Raw genomic sequence first — 16,257 nt, 5'->3', positions numbered from 1 at the left:
GCCCACTTCACGGCTTAGCAACCCCTGCGGCGCCATGCCCGGCGGCCCTGCGCCCTATCATGCCTGCATGAGTTTCCCGATCAATCCGCGGCTCGACCGGCTGCATCCCTACCCCTTCGAGCGCCTGCGCGAGCTGACGGCCGGCATCACGCCCAACCCCGCCCTCGCCCCCATCTCCCTGGGCATCGGGGAGCCGCGCCACGCGGCGCCGGCCCTGATCGCGGAGGCCATCAACGCCTCGATGAAGAGCCTGGCCGCCTACCCGGCCACGGCCGGCACGCCGGCGCTGCGCGAGGCCATCACAGGCTGGATTGCGCGCCGCTACGGCCTCACGCTGGACCCGGCGACGCAGGTGCTGCCCGTCAATGGCTCGCGCGAGGCGCTGTTCGCCATCGCCCAGACCGTCGTCGATTCGACCCGCCCAGGCGCCACGGTCGTCTGCCCCAATCCCTTCTATCAGATCTACGAAGGCGCTGCCCTGCTGGCCGGCGCCGAGGTGGCCTACGCCAACGCCGACCCGGCGCGCAACTTCGCCGTGGACTGGCGCCAGATCGACGAGGCGACCTGGGCGCGCACCCAGCTGCTCTATGTGTGCTCGCCCGGCAACCCGAGCGGCGCGGTGATGCCGCTGTCCGAATGGCAGGCGCTGTTCGAGCTGAGCGACCGCCACGGCTTCGTCATCGCCTCGGACGAGTGCTACTCGGAGATCTACTTCCGCGAGGAGGCGCCGCTGGGCGGGCTGGAGGCGGCGGCCAGGCTCGGCCGTAGCGACTACCGCAACCTGATCGCGTTCACCTCGCTGTCCAAGCGGTCCAACGTGCCGGGCCTGCGCTCGGGCTTCGTAGCCGGCGACGCGGCGCTGCTGAAGAAGTTCCTGCTCTACCGCACCTACCACGGCAGCGCCATGAGCCCCATCGTGCAGGCCGCCAGCATCGCGGCCTGGGGCGACGAGGCCCATGTCGTCGACAACCGGGCACGCTATCGCCACAAGTTCGCCGAGGTCACGCCATTGCTGGCCGAGGTGCTGGACGTGGCCCTGCCCGACGCCGGCTTCTACCTGTGGGCCGCTGTTCCAGGCGGTAACGACGTCGCCTTCGCCCAAGGCTTGCTCGCTCAATACAATCTCGCCGTCCTGCCGGGCAGCCTGCTGGCCCGCGAGGCGCACGGCAGCAATCCCGGCGCCGGGCGCGTCCGCCTGGCCCTCGTGGCCGACGAGGCCGAATGCCTCGAAGCCGCCCGCCGCATCGTCTCCTTCACGAAATCCCTCCCATGAACACCGCTGAACTGCAAAGCCTGATCGACCTCGCCTGGGACAACCGCGCCGCGCTCGACCCCACCAACGCCCCTGAGCTGCGCCAGGCCGTCGAGCACGTCATCGCCGAGCTGGACGCTGGCCGCCTGCGCGTGGCCACCCGCGAAGGCGTGGGCCAGTGGACGGTGCACCAGTGGATCAAGAAGGCGGTGCTGCTGTCCTTCCGCCTGAACGACAACCGGCTGATGGGCGACAAGGAACTGACCTTCTTCGACAAGGTGCCCACCAAGTTCGCCGGCATGAGCGAGGCCGAACTGCGCGCCACCGGCGTGCGCGTGGTGCCGCCGGCCGTCGCCCGCCGCGGCAGCTTCCAGGCGAAGAACGTCGTGCTGATGCCCAGCTACGTGAACATCGGCGCCTACGTGGACGAAGGCGCCATGGTGGACACCTGGGCCACCGTCGGCTCCTGCGCGCAGATCGGCAAGAACGTGCACCTGTCCGGCGGCGTCGGCATCGGCGGCGTGCTGGAGCCGCTGCAGGCCAACCCGACCATCATCGAAGACAACTGCTTCATTGGCGCCCGCTCCGAGGTGGTCGAAGGCGTCATCGTCGAGGAGAACTCGGTCATCTCCATGGGCGTCTACATCGGCCAGAGCACGCCCATCTACGACCGCGCGACCGACACCGTCAGCTACGGCCGCATCCCGGCCGGCTCCGTCGTCATCTCTGGCTCGCTGCCCAAGGACGGCGGCCGCTACAGCCTGTACGCAGCCATCATCGTGAAGCGGGTCGACGCGCAAACGCGTTCCAAGACCAGCATCAACGAACTGCTGCGCGCCTGATCATGAGCAGCCCCGGCGCCGGCAACATGGAGCGCATCCTGCGGCTGATGGCCGACAAGGGTGCGTCGGACTGCTATCTGTCGGCCAACATGCCGGTGCTGATCCGCATCAACGGGCAGACCGTGCAGTTGTCCGACCAGCTGCTGACGCCGCCGCAGCCGCGCCAGCTCATCGCCGAGGTCATCGACCCGGCCTCGCTGGCCGAGCTGGACAACACTGGCGAGCTGAACATGGCCGTCGGCGTGCGCGGCGTGGGGAGCTTTCGCCTGTCGGGCTTCCGCCAGCGCGGCTCCATCGCCGGCGTGTTCCGCCACATCCCGCACGACATCCCGACGCTGGAAAGCCTGCAGCTGCCGCCCGTGCTGGGCCAGATGATCAAGGAGAAGCGCGGCCTGATCCTGATGGTGGGCGCCACCGGCACCGGCAAGAGCACGACGCTCGCCGCCATGCTGGAGATGCGCAACCAGACGATGACGGGGCACATCCTCACCATCGAGGACCCGATCGAATACCTGTTCAGCAACAAGCGCTCGGTGGTCAACCAGCGCGAGATCGGCCGCGACACGGCCTCGCTGCAGATCGCACTGAAGAACGCGCTGCGCCAGGCACCGGACTGCATCCTCATCGGCGAAATCCGCGACCGCGACACGATGACGGCGGCCATCAGCTACGCGCTCTCCGGCCATCTCGTGCTGGCCACGCTGCACGGCAACAACACCTACCACGCGCTGAACCGCATCCTGTCCTTCTACACGCCGGAGTCCCGCCCGGCGCTGCTGAACGATCTGGCGGCCGGCCTGAAGGCCATCGTGTCGCAGCGCCTGGTGCGCGCCACGGCCGGCGGCCGCGTGCCGGTGGTCGAGATCCTGCTGAACTCCAAGCTGGTCTCCGAGCTCGTCGAGAACGGCGACTTCGCCGGCGTGAAGGAGGCGATGGAGAAGTCCATCGCCGAGGGCTCGCAGACCTACGAAGAACATTTCGCCAAGCTCATCACCGACGGCACCATCACCCGCGAGGAAGGCCTGGCCTTCGCTGACTCGCCGACCAACCTGCTGTGGCGGCTGCAGAACGAGGCGCCCGGCGCCCGTCTCACGACCACACCACGCAAGGAAGAGAAGGCCCCCGACGAGGCCAGCTTCACCGAAATCACCCTGGACGTCCGCGGCACTTGAAACTGATAGCCTGCATCGAAACCCAAGCCGCCCGCCTCGCCCAGGCGGGCTTGTTTTTTGGCCATGGCACGACGAACGCGTTCGACGAGGCCATGTGGCTGGCCTTGTGGCGCCTCGGCATTCCGCTGGATGCGCTGGACGAACATGAGGGCCGCGAGCTGAGCGTGGCCGAGGTGGCGGCGATCGCCGCGCTGATCGACGAACGCATCTCGACCCGCAAGCCCGCCGCCTATCTGACCGGCGAGGCTTGGCTGCAGGGCGTGCCCTTCACCATCGACGAGCGCGCCATCGTGCCGCGCAGCTTCATCGCCGAGCTGATCGCCGACGCCAGCATCGACCCCTGGCTCAACCCGGCCAGCCGCCGCGTGCTGGACCTGTGCACCGGCAACGGCAGCCTGGCCGTACTGGCGGCCATGGCCTGGCCGGACGTCGAGGTGGACGCGCTCGACATCGACATCAACGCGCTGGCCGTGGCCAAGCTCAACGTGGAGCGCCACAACCTCGCGCTACGCGTGCGCCTGCTGCAGGGCGATGGCCTGGCGGGCGCTGAAGGACCTTACGACTTGATCCTCTGCAACCCGCCCTATGTCAACAGCGCCAGCATGGCCGCCTTGCCCGCCGAATACCTGGCCGAGCCCGAGCTGGCCCTCGCCGGCGGCACGGATGGCATGGACTTCATCCGCGAGCTGCTGCGCGCCGCGCCCGCCGTGCTGAACGACGACGGCGTGCTGGTGCTGGAGATCGGCAACGAACGCGAAAACTTCGAAGCTGCCTTCCCGACACTGGAAGTTGTCTGGATGGGAACCTCCTCGGGCGCCGACCAGGTGCTGCTCGTCACGAAGGAAAACCTGCTGTGATCACGCTGCGCGACATCACGCTGCGCCGCGGCGTCAAGGTGGTTCTGGACGGCGCTTCCGCCACCCTGCAGCCCGGCGAGAAGATCGGCTTGGTGGGCCGCAACGGCGCGGGCAAGTCCAGCCTATTTGCGCTGCTGACCGGGCGCCTCTCCAACGACCGCGGCGAAGTCGAGGTGCCCCGGCACTGGCGCCGCTCCGAAGTGGCACAGAACATGCCCGAGACCGAGGACGGCGCGACCGACTTCGTACTGCAGGGCGACCTGACGCTGGTGGCGGCCCGCATCGCGCTGGACGACGCCGAGAAGGCCAATGACGGCCACGCGATGGCCGAAGCCCATGCCGCGCTGGCCGACGCCGGCGCCTTCGACGCCCGCTCCCGCGCCCAGGCGCTGTTGATGGGCCTGGGCTTCCGCACCGAGCAGCTTGACGCACCCGTCAACAGCTTCTCCGGCGGCTGGCGCATGCGCCTGCAGCTGGCCCGCGCGCTGATGTGCCCGGCCGAGCTCATGCTGTTGGACGAACCGACCAACCACCTGGACCTGGACGCCCTGGTCTGGCTGGAAGCCTGGCTGCAGCGCTACGACGGTACGCTGATCATCATCAGCCACGACCGCGAGTTCCTCGACGCGATCACCAAGGTCACGCTGCATCTGGACGAAGGCAAGCTTGTGCGCTACGGCGGCAACTACACCAGCTTCGAGACGCAGCGTGCCGAGCGCATGGTCTTGCAGCAGGCCGCTTTCGCCAAGCAGCAGGACCGCGTGGCCCACCTTCAGAAGTTCATCGACCGCTTCAAGGCCAAGGCCAGCAAGGCCAAGCAGGCGCAGAGCCGCGTGAAGGCGCTGGAGCGCATGGAAAAGCTCGCGCCGGTGCTAGCCTCGGCCGACTTCAACTTCGAGTTCCGCGAGCCGCTGAACCTGCCCAACCCGATGCTGATGTTCGACGAACTGTCAGCCGGCTACCGCACCGACGAGGGCGACAAGATCATCGTGCGCGGCGTTGACCGCTCGGTGCTGGCCGGCCAGCGCATCGGCATCCTGGGCGCCAACGGTCAAGGCAAGTCCACGCTGGTCAAGACGATTGCCCGCGCGCAGGCGCCGATGGGCGGCAAGCTGACCGAGGGCAAGGGCCTGTCCATCGGCTACTTCGCCCAGCAGGAGCTGGATGTGCTGCGCCTGGACGAAGGCCCGCTGGAGCACATGGTGCGGCTGGCGCGCGAGGTCGGCCCGCCGGGCCGCGAACAGGAGCTGCGCGATTTCCTCGGCCAGTTCCGCTTCACGGGCGACATGGTCAACCAGCAGGTCGGCAGCCTGTCGGGCGGCGAGAAAGCGCGGCTGGTGCTGGCCATGCTGGTGTGGCAGCGCCCCAATCTGCTGCTGCTGGACGAGCCCACCAACCACCTGGACCTGAACACCCGCGAGGCGCTGTCGATGGCGCTGAACGAATTCGAGGGCACGGTCATGCTCGTGAGCCATGACCGCGCACTGCTGCGCGAGGTCTGCGACGAGTTCTGGCTGGTGGCCGACGGCGCCGTCAAGCCCTTCGACGGCGACCTGGACGACTACCAGCGCTGGCTGCTGGACCAGAGCAAGGAAGCCGCCCGCGCGGCCAAGAAGCAGCCGGCCACAGCACCGGCGCCAGCGGTGGCCGCAGCCCCCGCACCCGCGCCCGCTCCGCGCGAGGACCGCAAGGTCTCCGGCCAGGCCCGCGCCAAACTGGCCGAGCAGACGCGCCCGCTGCGCAAGGAGATGGAGACCATCGACAAGCGCCTGCACGCGCTGGCCGAGGAACGCGCCGAGATCGAGGCCCAGCTCGCGGAAGGCGCGGCCGCCTCGGCCATCGCCGAAATGGGCAAGCGCCTGAAGGCGATTGCCGACCAGCTCGAAGCCGACGAGATGCGCTGGCTGGAGCTGGGCGAGCAGATCGAGGCGATGAGCGCCTAAAGCGCGAGGACTGCTGCCAGCGCCAACGCGCCCGGCAGCGCCTGCACGAACAGGATCTTCCTGGACGCCGTGGCCGCGCCGAACACGCCCGCCACGACGACGCAGCCCAGGAAGAACACCAACCAGGGCTTGCCCGCGCCAGCGGCGCCCTGCATCAGCCCCCACGCCAGGCCGGCCACCAGGAAGCCGTTGTACAGCCCCTGGTTGGCTGCCAGCGCCTTGCTTTGCTCCGCGAAATCCGCCTTCAGCCCGAAGGCTTTGCGGCCCAGCGGCTTGGTCCAGAAGAACATTTCCAGCACCAGGAAGTACAGGTGCAGCAGCGCCACCAGCGCCGCCAGCACGATTGCGGCCATTTCCATAATCTCTCCTCATCTTGTCGTCATTGGGGGTGGCGCATCCTCTCAGATCGACTTGGCGTGCCGTGTCGCCCGAAAGACCATTTAAATTGTGTGCAATTAAATTGCCAACTACATTAACAACCATGGCTCGCAGCAAGACCCCCACCCCGGCCGCCGATCCCCGCGCGGAATGGCTGCAGCTGGACCGCCAGCTGTGCTTTGCGCTCTACAGCAGCTCGCTGGCCATGACCAAGATCTACAAGCCCCTGCTCACGCCGCTGGGCCTGACCTACCCGCAATACCTCGTCATGCTGGTGCTGTGGGAGGCGGAGGGCTTGAGCGTGAGCCAGCTCGGCCAGCGCCTGTCGCTCGACTCGGGCACGCTGACGCCGCTGCTCAAGCGCCTGGAAGCGCTGGGCCACATCGAGCGCCGCCGCGCCAGCGACGACGAGCGCCGCGTCGACATCTTCCTGACCCCGCAAGGCCGCCAGTTGCGCGAGCAGGCCCTGGACATCCCCAGCCACCTCGCCTGCGCCAGCGCCTGCGAGCTGGACGAAGTCATCGCGCTGACGCAGCGGCTCACCCAGCTGCGCCAGCAACTCAACCGGGCCGCCGACGCGGCTGCCTGATTTCTTTCCCTCCCACCACCAAGCACTACGCTGAAGGAGCCACCATGGCCATCGAAAAAGCCCTCTACACCGCCACCGCCACTGCCACCGGCGGCCGCGCCGGCACCGCCAAGTCGTCCGACGGCGTGCTCGACGTCGTGCTGACCACGCCCAAGCAACTGGGCGGCGACGGCGCCACCGGCACCAACCCCGAGCAGCTGTTCGCGGCCGGCTACTCCGCCTGCTTCATCGGCGCGATGAAGGCCGTGTCGGCGCGCCAGAAGGTCAGCCTGCCGGCCGAGGTCTCGATCACGACGGAAGTCGGCATCGGCCCGCACGCCAACAAGCCGGGCGCCTTCGGCATCCAGGTCGACATGAAGATCTCCGTGCCCGGCATGGACCGCGCCCAGCTGGAAGCCCTGGTGGCCACGGCCCATGAGGTCTGCCCCTACTCGAACGCCACGCGCGGCAACGTCGACGTGACGCTGACCGTCGTCTGATCGCACCGTGCCGATCGCCCGGGTTTCCCCGCCCACGTGAATACGGGGACGTCCCGGGCGACGTCACGGAACTTTCATCCCGCCTCCCTAGCCTGCGCCGTTGACTTGTCCAGCCAACCCAGTTTCCGGAGGCCCCATGCTTCTTCGAGCGTCCCTGCTCACCTTGACCGCCATCGCCAGCGCCTCCACGGCCATGGCGGGCTCGGTCAGCAACGTCAGCTTCATCAACGGCATCAGCATCGCCGGCAACAGCCTGGACCTCTCCAGCGGTTCTGACTTCGATCGCCGCGTCGGCTTTTTCTCAGACATCTACTACGACCGCGCCCGCAACGAGTGGTGGGGCCTGTCCGACCGCGGCCCTGGTGGCGGCACGCTCAGCTACGACACCCGCGTCCAGCGCTTCACCGTCGACATCGACCCGACGACCGGCGCGATCTCCAATTTTCAGATCCAGCAGACCGTGAAGTTCACCAGCGCCGGCGTGGCGCTGAACGGCCAGGCGCCCGCCACGCCCAGCCTGCTCGGCAAATCCTTCGACCCCGAAGGCATCGTCGTCAACCCGGTGACCGGCAACCTGCTCGTCAGCGACGAGTACGGCCCCTCGGTCTACGAGTTCAACCGCAGCGGCCAGCTGGTGCGTGAGTACGCGACGCCGGCCAACCTCGTACCCAAGGCGGGCGGCAGCGTGAACTACAACGCGCTCGCCCCCAACGGCAGCTTGCCGCAGCTCACTTCCGGGCGCGAAGGCAACCGAGGCCTGGAAGCGCTGGCCATCACGCCGGACGGTCGCTACGCCTTCGCGATGCTGCAGAACGGCCTCATCAACGACGGCTACGACCCGGCTACCAGCACCCGCAGCCAGTACACCCGCATCGTCAAATACGACACCGCCACCGGCCTGGCCGTGGGGCAATACGCCTACCAGTTGGCCAGTTCGAGCCAGGGTCGCGGCATCTCCGCGCTGGTCGCGGTAGATGCCAACCGCTTCCTCGTCCTCGAGCGCAACAACCGGGGCGTCGGCATCGGTGCCACGGTGACCAGCCCCGACAAGAACGTCTTCGAGGTCGACCTCAGCACCGCCACCGACGTGAGCAACATCAGCCTGCCCGCCAGCGGCAGCCTGCCCGCAGGCGTCGTCGCCGCGACCAAGGGCGCCAAGGTCATCGACCTCGATGCCAACACCTTGGCCGCGCTGGGCAACAAGTCGCCGGAGAAATGGGAAGGCCTGGCCATCGGTCCGCAGCTGGCCAACGGCAAGTACGTCATCCTCGCCGGTACCGACAACGACTACAGCGTGACCCAGAACGGCAGCGGCACGCAGTTCGACGTCTACCTGCGCATGACCGACGCCGATCCCTTCGCGTCGTCCATCCAGTGCCCCGTGGGCCTGACGAGCGGCTGCTTCTTCACGACCGGCGCCGCCAGCGCCACGCTGTCCGCCGACTATCAGCTGCTGCCCGGCGTGCTGCACAGCTACACGGCCGACATCGCAGGCTACACCGCAGCGGTGCCGGAACCCGAAACCTACGCCATGCTGCTGGCCGGCCTCGGCGTGCTGGCCCTCGCACGCCGCCAGCGCCGCCTCTGATCAGCCCGCCAGCAATGCCAGGATCAATTCGATCCTGGCCTTGACCGGACTCAGCGCGCCGGCACTCGGCAGCAGACCGGGCAGCTCCATGACCGGGCCGGCGTCGCAGCGCGTGCTGCGCCAGACCCTGACGCCGCCGGCCTGCGCCGCGCGCAGCGCCGCATCCAGGCCAGCGCTGAGCGTGCCGTTGCCGGTCCCGGCAGCGATCAGCCCGTCGACGCCCGAGGCCCACAGCGCCCGGACGACGGCACCGTCCGCGCCTGCATGGTTCATGACGATCTCGACCCGCGGCCAGCGCGCCACCGGCAGCGCAATGCGAGCCAGCCCCAGCGCGTCGCCTGCCGGCCAGCGGCCCAGCGTGCGCACGACGCCCTCTTCCACCCGCGCCACCAGCGCGCCATCGACAGACTCGAACGCGTCGACCCGATAGCTGTGCGTCTTGCGCACCTGGGCCGCGTCATGCACCCGCCCGGCGAAGCTGACGACGACCCCTGAGGCGCCCGGCATCGCCGCGACCTGCACGGCATCGAAAAGGTTCTGCGGGCCGTCCGGCGCCAGTGCCGTGGCCGGGCGCATCGCCGCCGTCAGCACCACAGGCTTGGCGGGAGCCAGCACGCGCTGCAGAAAGTAGGCCGTTTCCTCCAGCGTGTCGGTACCGTGCGTGATAACGATGCCGCCCACCTCGGGCCGCAGCAGCTGGTCCTGTACGGCCGTTGCGAGCCGCTGCCAGGTGGCGAAGTCCATGTCCTTGCTGTCCAACTGAGCGACCTGGTGCGCTTCCAGGCGACGCCCGGCCAACGCCGGCACGGCGGCCAGCAAGTCATCGATGCCCAGCTGCGCTGCTGTGTAGCCCACCCCGTCGCTGGCAGTCTTGGCCGTGCCGGCGATCGTGCCGCCGGTACCCAAAATGACGATCAGATCCGCTGGAGTTTGCAATTTTGTGGATTCCTGGATGAAAATACAGGTGCTGGACAAATTTCCAGCCAATTCAGAAGGCCGCCCGTGCAAGACCAACCCAAGCTTACCGCCCGCCAGCAGCAGATCTTCGACCTGGTCCGCAACGCGATCGAAAGCACCGGTGCGCCGCCCACCCGCGCCGAGATTGCTGCCGAGCTGGGCTTCAAGTCCGCCAACGCTGCCGAGGAGCACCTGCAGGCGCTCGCTCGCAAGGGCATGCTGGAACTGGTCGGCGGCACCTCGCGTGGCATCCGGCTCAAGTCCGAAGTGCTCGGCGCCGTCAACCGCGCGCGCCAGTTCAGCCTGCCCATTCCCAGCCTCGCGCAGTTGACGCTGCCACTGATCGGCCGCGTTGCCGCCGGAGCCCCCATCCTTGCGCAGGAGCACGTGGAGCAAACCTACACCGTCGAGCCCGGCCTGTTCGCCAAGAAACCCGACTATCTGCTCAAGGTCAAGGGCATGAGCATGAAGGACATCGGCATCCTCGACGGCGATCTGCTGGCCGTGCAGTCGGCCAAGGAAGCCCGCAACGGCCAGATCGTCGTCGCCCGTGTCGGCGAGGAGGTGACCGTGAAGCGTTTCAGGCGCGGCCCGGAGGGCATCGAACTGCTGCCGGAGAACCCCGACTTCGAACCCATCCGCGTCAACGAGAGCAGCGAGCATTTCGCCATCGAAGGCTTGGCGGTCGGCCTGATCCGGGGGCAAGGATTCAACTGATATCGGACGGGGGTTCAATTCCCCCCGGCGCACTTGAAAAGGAAAAAGGCCCGTGTCGCTGACACGGGCCTTTTGCTTGGATGGTGGAGCCGGGGGGAATTGAACCCCCGTCCGCAAGCCATCACCGGGCAGATCTACATGCTTAGCCGGCTGATTTGAATCTCACGGTCAACTCGCGCAGTGGCACGCTAGCTTTCCCGCCAGTCACTGAATCTCACGCCCCACCGAGTGACCCGGCAAGACGCCAGCCGATGTGAGTGACTTCTCAGCCTTGCCCCTTGCGGAACTCAGCCCGGCCCATCGGCCTGCCGTTGAGAAGCTCATCCGCAATTAAGCGGCGAGTGCGAACGTAGAGTCGTTTGCAGTTACTTTGTTTCCAGTGGTTTTACGAGCGGACTGGTGCTCGGCATGCCCTACTCCGGATCCGCACCCACGTCGAAACCAGGTCGGCCCCAGAACTTCGCATTTTAGGGCAGGCCGAGCTTCTTCAAGAGCTCCCCAGGTGAGAACAGCTCCAGATCGGCACGCCAATGAGCGAATTCACCACTTTGGCCCAGATAGCCCCAGGCGGCCGCAGCAGTCGTCATGCCGGCGGCGCGGCCGGCGATGATGTCGCGCTCATCGTCGCCGACGTAGAGACAGGTCGCGGGCGCAACGTCCAGGCGGCGCGCCGCTTCAATCAACGGTGCCGGATGAGGTTTGGTGTGGCCCGTGGTGTCGCCACCGATGACGGCCCCCGCGCGCAACCCCAGAGCCGCCACCAGCGGGAGCGCAAAACGCTCAGCCTTGTTGGTGACGATGCCCCAGGCCAGACCAGCCGCCACCAAGCCGGCCAACTCGACCTCGATACCTTCAAAGGGCGCCGTGGTGTCGTACATCAATCCCTCGTAGCGATCGAGGAACTCACGCTTGAGCTCGTCGTAGGTCGACTCGCCCGGAGCAACGCCGAAGGCTTGCGCGAGCATGCCGCGCGCCCCCGAACCACCGTGCGGACGGTACTGCGACAGCGGCTGCGGCGCCAAGCCACGTTCGAGCCGCATGGCGTTAGCAGCGCGCGCCAGATCGCCGGCGCTGTCGATCAGCGTGCCGTCGAGATCGAACAACACCGCCCGCAGCTGCGACCAGCGCGGCGTCAGCAGACTCACAAAGGGCGCCGGCAGGCCATCAGATAGTTGACGTCGGTGTCGCTGCCAAGGCTGTAGCGCTGCGTCACCGGGTTGTAGGTCAGGCCGCGACTGGCCTGCAGTTCCAGCCCCGCGCCGCGACAGAATTGCGCGAGCTCCGAGGGCTTCAGGAAACGGGCGTACTCATGCGTCCCCTTGGGCAGCATGTTCAGCACGTACTCGGCGCCGACGATGGCCAGCATGAAGGCTTTGGCATTGCGGTTCAGCGTGGACAGGAACACCCAGCCACCGGGCTTGACCAGCGCGGCGCAGGCCTGCACGACCGAGGCAGGATCGGGCACGTGCTCCAGCATCTCCATGCAGGTCACCACGTCGAAAGCCGCCGGCTGCTCGGCAGCCAGATCCTCGACGGCGATTTCGCGGTATTCCACGCCCTCGGTGCCCGCCTCCATCGCATGCAACTCGGCCACGCGCAACGGCTTGGTCGACAGGTCGATGCCCAGCACCTGAGCGCCCGCACGCGCCATGGAATCGCTCAGGATTCCACCGCCACAGCCCACGTCGAGGGCACGCCGGCCAGCGAGGGGGCACAGTTGCTGGATCCAGCCCAGCCGCAGCGGGTTGATCTGATGCAGCGGCTTGAAGTCGCTCTCGGGATCCCACCAGCGGTGGGCCAGCTCGCCGAATTTGGCGAGCTCTTGCGGGTCGGCATTGATCGTCATGACTGGATCGGAAAAAAGAAAAGCCCCGACGGCGGGCCGTGCGGGGCTTTGCACCAAGCGCCCGTGGGCGCCTGAGCTTACTTGTTGCGCGTACCGACGACTTCGATCTCGGTGCGGCGGTTCTTAGCGCGGCCTTCAGCGGTCTTGTTGTCGGCCACGGGCTGCTTCTCGCCCTTGCCTTCGGTGTAGACGCGGTTCGGCTCGACGCCCTTGCTCACCAGATAGGCCTTGACGGCTTCCGAGCGGCGGATCGACAGCTTCTGGTTGTACTCGTCGGTGCCCACCGAGTCGGTGTGGCCCACGGCGATGATGACTTCCAGGTTGATGCCCTTGGTCTTGCTGACCAGGTCATCCAGCTTGGCGGTGGCTTCGGGCTTCAGCGTCGACTTGTCGAAGTCGAAGAAGGCGTCAGCGGCGAACGTGACCTTCTCGCTGACCGGCGCCGGCGGCGGCGGGGTCACGGGCTTCGGAGCCTGCGGAGCAGGAGCCGGCGGCGGCGGAGCGACCGGCTTGGGCGCCTCGACCTTCGGGGCCGGCTTGATTTCGCCGTCGCAACCCTTGGCGGCGGTGGCGGGCGTCCAGAAGTTGTCGCGCCAGCAGTATTCGTTGGTGCCGTTCTTCCAGACGGTACCGTCGGTTGCGCGCCAGTTGTCGATGACCTGGGCCGATGCGCTGGACGCAGCAACGGCGACAGCGGCCACCGCAAACAGCGACGCCACACGATTCAGTTTCTTCATGATTCTCCTCTCAAGGAATGCCGCAGTTGCCCTGCGAGAGTCAGTGCTCGAACCTCTAACCTCAGGAGAACTTTAGGGTTTCTCCTAGGGACTCGACGATTGTGCCATGGGGGCACCGAGACGAACGCATTGTGGCGGCCTACGTTCAAGGGCATGGTGACGATGTTGCGCTGCTGCTACAAGGGGGCGCGCCGCATAGAATTCGCGCCTTTCACCTACCCATGACGACGTCGCGCCCGTGTAGCGCACGCGAGATCGAGCCCGCATGACCCAGTTCGCCAAGGAAACCCTGCCCATCAGCCTCGAAGAGGAGATGCGCCGCTCCTATCTCGACTACGCGATGAGCGTGATCGTGGGCCGCGCCCTGCCCGATGCGCGGGACGGCCTCAAGCCGGTGCATCGTCGCGTGCTGTACGCGATGAACGAGATGGGCAACACCTACAACGCCAAGTACCGCAAGAGTGCGCAGGCCGTGGGTGAGACCATGGGCAAATACCACCCGCACGGCGACTCGGCGATTTACGACACCATCGTCCGCATGGCCCAGCCATTCAGCCTGCGGCACATGCTGATCGACGGGCAGGGCAATTTCGGCTCCATCGACGGCGATAACGCAGCCGCGATGCGATACACCGAGATTCGTCTCGACAAAATCGCTCACGAAATGCTGGCCGACATCGACAAGGAAACCGTCGATTTCGGGCCCAACTACGACGGCAGCCATAAGGAACCCCTGGTGCTGCCCACCCGTTTGCCGAATCTGCTGGTGAACGGCTCGGCAGGTATTGCCGTGGGCATGGCGACGAATATCCCGCCGCACAACCTGAACGAAGTCGTCGATGCCTGCCTGTTCGCGCTGAAGAGCCCGGAATGCACGGTCGACGAGTTGATGGAGATCATCCCGGCGCCGGACTTCCCCACGGCCGGCATCATCTACGGCCTGGCCGGCGTGCGCGATGGCTACCGCACGGGCCGCGGCCGCGTGGTCATGCGAGCCAAGGTGCATTTCGAGGATATCGACAAGGGCGCTCGCCAGGCCATCATCGTCGACGAGATCCCGTACCAGGTGAACAAGAAGAGCCTGCTCGAGCGCATCGCCGAACTGGTTCACGAGAAGAAGATCGAGGGCATCAGCCACATCCAGGATGAGTCCGACAAGTCGGGCATGCGCGTGGTCATCGAGCTCAAGCGCGGCGAAGTGCCCGAGGTTGTCCTGAACAACCTCTACAAGCAGACCCAGCTGCAGGACAGCTTCGGCATGAACATGGTCGCCCTCGTGGACGGCCAGCCCAAGCTGTGCAATCTGCGCGACATGATCATCGTGTTCCTGGAGCACCGCCGCGAGGTGGTGACCCGCCGCACGATTTTCGAGTTGCGCAAGGCCCGCGAGCGCGGCCACGTGCTGGAAGGGCTGGCGGTTGCGCTGGCCAACATCGACGAGTTCATCGAGACCATCAAGACCTCGCCGACGCCGCCGGTTGCCAAGGCGGCGCTGATGGCCAAGAGCTGGGATTCGTCGCTGGTGCGCGAGATGCTCGCGCGCGCCGAAGGCGGTGGTGCCGCTTACCGCCCCGAAGGGCTGGAAGCCGAGTACGGCATGCAGGCGGACGGCCTCTACCGCCTTTCCGAAGCGCAGGCGGGCGAGATCCTGCAGATGCGCCTGCAGCGCCTGACCGGCCTGGAACAGGACAAGATCGTCGGCGAATACAAGGAGGTGATGGCCGAGATCGCCGACCTGCTCGACATCCTGGCCACCCCTTCGCGCGTGACCACCATCATCGGCGACGAGTTGACCCAGCTGAAGACCGAGTTCGGCCAGACCAAGCTGGGCGCCCGCCGCAGCGTCATCGAGCACAACGCCCAGGAACTGGGCACCGAAGACCTGATCACGCCCACCGACATGGTCGTGACCCTCTCCCACACCGGCTACATCAAGAGCCAGGCACTCAGCGAGTACCGCTCGCAGCGCCGCGGTGGCCGCGGCAAGCAGGCCACCGCCACGAAGGACGACGACTGGATCGACCAGCTCTTCATCGCCAACACGCACGACTGGATCCTGTGCTTCTCCGACCGCGGCCGCGTCTACTGGCTCAAGGTCTGGGAGGTGCCGCAGGGCAGCCGCAACTCGCGCGGCAAGCCGATCGTCAACATGTTCCCGCTTCAGGCCGGGGAAAAGATCACTGTCGTGCTGCCGCTGACGGGTGAGTTCCGCGCCTTCCCCGAGGACCATTTCATCTTCATGGCCACGGCCATGGGCACCGTGAAAAAGACCTCGCTGAAGGATTTCAGCAACCCGCGCAAGGCGGGCATCATCGCCGTCGACCTGGATGAAGGCGACCACCTCATCGGCGCCGCGCTGACTGACGGCCGCCACGACGTGATGCTGTTCAGCGATGGCGGCAAGGCCGTGCGATTCGACGAGGACGATGTGCGCCCCATGGGCCGCACCGCCCGCGGCGTGCGCGGCATGATGCTGGAGCCCGACCAACGCCTCATCGCCATGCTCGTCGCCGAGGACGAAAGCCAGAGCGTGCTGACTGCCACCGAGAACGGCTACGGGAAGCGCACCTCCATCGTCGAGTACACCCGCCACGGCCGCGGCACCAAGGGCATGATCGCCATCCAGCAGAGCGAGCGCAACGGCCGCGTCGTTGCCGCGACGCTGGTGCGCCCCGAGGACGAGATCATGCTGATCACCGACAAGGGCGTGCTCGTGCGCACCCGCGTCAGCGAAATCCGCGAACTGGGCCGTGCCACGCAAGGCGTCACTCTGATCGCCCTGGACGACGGCGCCAAGCTGTCGGGCCTGCAACGCATCGTCGAGAACGATGCCAATGAAGCCGATGCCGGCGCCGAAGGCGGCGAGGCAGCGGACACCCCTGAAGCTCCCAAGGACTGAC

The 16,257-nt window shown here is 67.0% G+C and carries 14 protein-coding genes, 1 other RNA gene and 2 pseudogenes; 11 read left to right on the top strand and 6 right to left on the bottom strand.

Annotated elements, in window-relative coordinates; all coding sequences use genetic code 11:
- The first annotated feature begins 79 nt into the window (after positions 1-79).
- The 5 genes from dapC to AC07VX_RS06855 are packed head-to-tail and all read left to right on the top strand — an operon-like array spanning position 80 to position 6,066.
- Positions 80-1,273, top strand: a complete 1,194-nt coding sequence (gene dapC / locus AC07VX_RS06875) for a succinyldiaminopimelate transaminase (protein ID WP_493164502.1) — start codon at positions 80-82, stop codon at positions 1,271-1,273.
- Positions 1,270-2,094, top strand: coding sequence for a 2,3,4,5-tetrahydropyridine-2,6-dicarboxylate N-succinyltransferase (dapD, locus tag AC07VX_RS06870; RefSeq protein ID WP_493163990.1), 825 nt, complete (start codon positions 1,270-1,272; stop codon positions 2,092-2,094). The genes dapC and dapD overlap by 4 nt, the downstream gene beginning before the upstream one ends.
- Before the next feature lie 2 nt (positions 2,095-2,096).
- Positions 2,097-3,266: a PilT/PilU family type 4a pilus ATPase gene (locus AC07VX_RS06865; protein ID WP_493163989.1), complete on the top strand. Its 1,170-nt coding sequence runs from the start codon at positions 2,097-2,099 to the stop codon at positions 3,264-3,266.
- Positions 3,263-4,123 carry a 50S ribosomal protein L3 N(5)-glutamine methyltransferase gene (gene prmB, locus AC07VX_RS06860; protein ID WP_493163988.1) on the top strand — a complete coding sequence of 287 codons (861 nt, stop codon included), beginning with the start codon at positions 3,263-3,265 and terminating at the stop codon, positions 4,121-4,123. Before AC07VX_RS06865 ends, prmB begins: the two co-directional genes overlap by 4 nt.
- A complete protein-coding gene (locus AC07VX_RS06855; RefSeq protein WP_493163987.1) occupies positions 4,120-6,066 on the top strand; it encodes an ATP-binding cassette domain-containing protein in 1,947 nt (648 codons plus the stop codon). Before prmB ends, AC07VX_RS06855 begins: the two co-directional genes overlap by 4 nt.
- Here AC07VX_RS06855 and AC07VX_RS06850 read toward each other — a convergent pair.
- A complete protein-coding gene (locus AC07VX_RS06850) occupies positions 6,063-6,425 on the bottom strand; it encodes a DUF1304 domain-containing protein (RefSeq protein WP_493163986.1) in 363 nt (120 codons plus the stop codon). The genes AC07VX_RS06855 and AC07VX_RS06850 overlap by 4 nt on opposite strands.
- 122 nt (positions 6,426-6,547) lie before the next feature.
- On the opposite strand from AC07VX_RS06850, the gene AC07VX_RS06845 reads away from it, so the two are divergent.
- The 4 genes and pseudogenes from AC07VX_RS06845 to AC07VX_RS06830 all read left to right on the top strand — a co-directional run.
- Positions 6,548-7,033 carry a MarR family winged helix-turn-helix transcriptional regulator gene (locus AC07VX_RS06845; RefSeq protein WP_493163985.1) on the top strand — a complete coding sequence of 162 codons (486 nt, stop codon included), beginning with the start codon at positions 6,548-6,550 and terminating at the stop codon, positions 7,031-7,033.
- Between the two features lie 44 nt (positions 7,034-7,077).
- Positions 7,078-7,512, top strand: a complete 435-nt coding sequence (locus AC07VX_RS06840) for an organic hydroperoxide resistance protein (protein WP_493163984.1) — start codon at positions 7,078-7,080, stop codon at positions 7,510-7,512.
- Positions 7,513-7,648: 136 nt separating this feature from the next.
- A pseudogene (locus AC07VX_RS06835) lies at positions 7,649-8,791 on the top strand (esterase-like activity of phytase family protein); the annotation flags it as partial.
- Between the two features lie 204 nt (positions 8,792-8,995).
- Positions 8,996-9,100: pseudogene (locus AC07VX_RS06830) on the top strand (PEP-CTERM sorting domain-containing protein); the annotation flags it as partial.
- Here the strand turns inward: AC07VX_RS06830 and AC07VX_RS06825 are convergent.
- Positions 9,101-10,036 carry an asparaginase gene (locus AC07VX_RS06825; RefSeq protein WP_493163983.1) on the bottom strand — a complete coding sequence of 312 codons (936 nt, stop codon included), beginning with the start codon at positions 10,034-10,036 and terminating at the stop codon, positions 9,101-9,103.
- Between the two features lie 66 nt (positions 10,037-10,102).
- Here AC07VX_RS06825 and lexA point away from each other — a divergent pair, with 66 nt between their 5' ends.
- The gene (lexA, locus tag AC07VX_RS06820; RefSeq protein WP_493163982.1) at positions 10,103-10,774 is read left to right on the top strand and encodes a transcriptional repressor LexA; all 672 of its coding nucleotides are present in this window, start codon (positions 10,103-10,105) and stop codon (positions 10,772-10,774) included.
- 81 nt (positions 10,775-10,855) lie between these two features.
- On the opposite strand, the gene ssrA is transcribed toward lexA, so the two are convergent.
- The 4 genes from ssrA to ompA form a co-directional block, all read right to left on the bottom strand.
- Positions 10,856-11,228: a transfer-messenger RNA gene (ssrA, locus tag AC07VX_RS06815) on the bottom strand.
- 13 nt (positions 11,229-11,241) lie between these two features.
- On the bottom strand, positions 11,242-11,919 hold the full coding sequence (locus AC07VX_RS06810) for an HAD-IA family hydrolase (protein ID WP_493163981.1): 678 nt from the start codon (positions 11,917-11,919) through the stop codon (positions 11,242-11,244).
- Entirely contained in the window at positions 11,916-12,620 is a 705-nt protein-coding gene (ubiG, locus tag AC07VX_RS06805; protein ID WP_493163980.1) for a bifunctional 2-polyprenyl-6-hydroxyphenol methylase/3-demethylubiquinol 3-O-methyltransferase UbiG, read from the bottom strand. Before ubiG ends, AC07VX_RS06810 begins: the two co-directional genes overlap by 4 nt.
- Before the next feature lie 77 nt (positions 12,621-12,697).
- Positions 12,698-13,357, bottom strand: coding sequence for an outer membrane protein OmpA (gene ompA / locus AC07VX_RS06800; RefSeq protein ID WP_493163979.1), 660 nt, complete (start codon positions 13,355-13,357; stop codon positions 12,698-12,700).
- A 265-nt stretch (positions 13,358-13,622) separates the two neighbouring features.
- Between ompA and gyrA the strand changes: the two genes are divergently transcribed.
- Positions 13,623-16,256 carry a DNA gyrase subunit A gene (gyrA, locus tag AC07VX_RS06795; RefSeq protein ID WP_493163978.1) on the top strand — a complete coding sequence of 878 codons (2,634 nt, stop codon included), beginning with the start codon at positions 13,623-13,625 and terminating at the stop codon, positions 16,254-16,256.
- Position 16,257: the final 1 nt, after the last annotated feature.

The organism is Roseateles sp. GW821-FHT03B02 (assembly GCF_059421025.1).
This window is presented reverse-complemented; position numbering and strand designations above follow the sequence as displayed.

Coding starts and splice junctions, on each gene's coding strand:
- dapD (WP_493163990.1), top strand. CDS start 1,270: ATGAACACCGCTGAACTGCAAAGCCTGATCGACCTCGCCTGGGACAAC.
- AC07VX_RS06865 (WP_493163989.1), top strand. CDS start 2,097: ATGAGCAGCCCCGGCGCCGGCAACATGGAGCGCATCCTGCGGCTGATG.
- AC07VX_RS06850 (WP_493163986.1), bottom strand. CDS start 6,425: ATGGAAATGGCCGCAATCGTGCTGGCGGCGCTGGTGGCGCTGCTGCAC.
- AC07VX_RS06845 (WP_493163985.1), top strand. CDS start 6,548: ATGGCTCGCAGCAAGACCCCCACCCCGGCCGCCGATCCCCGCGCGGAA.
- AC07VX_RS06840 (WP_493163984.1), top strand. CDS start 7,078: ATGGCCATCGAAAAAGCCCTCTACACCGCCACCGCCACTGCCACCGGC.
- ubiG (WP_493163980.1), bottom strand. CDS start 12,620: ATGACGATCAATGCCGACCCGCAAGAGCTCGCCAAATTCGGCGAGCTG.
- ompA (WP_493163979.1), bottom strand. CDS start 13,357: ATGAAGAAACTGAATCGTGTGGCGTCGCTGTTTGCGGTGGCCGCTGTC.
- gyrA (WP_493163978.1), top strand. CDS start 13,623: ATGACCCAGTTCGCCAAGGAAACCCTGCCCATCAGCCTCGAAGAGGAG.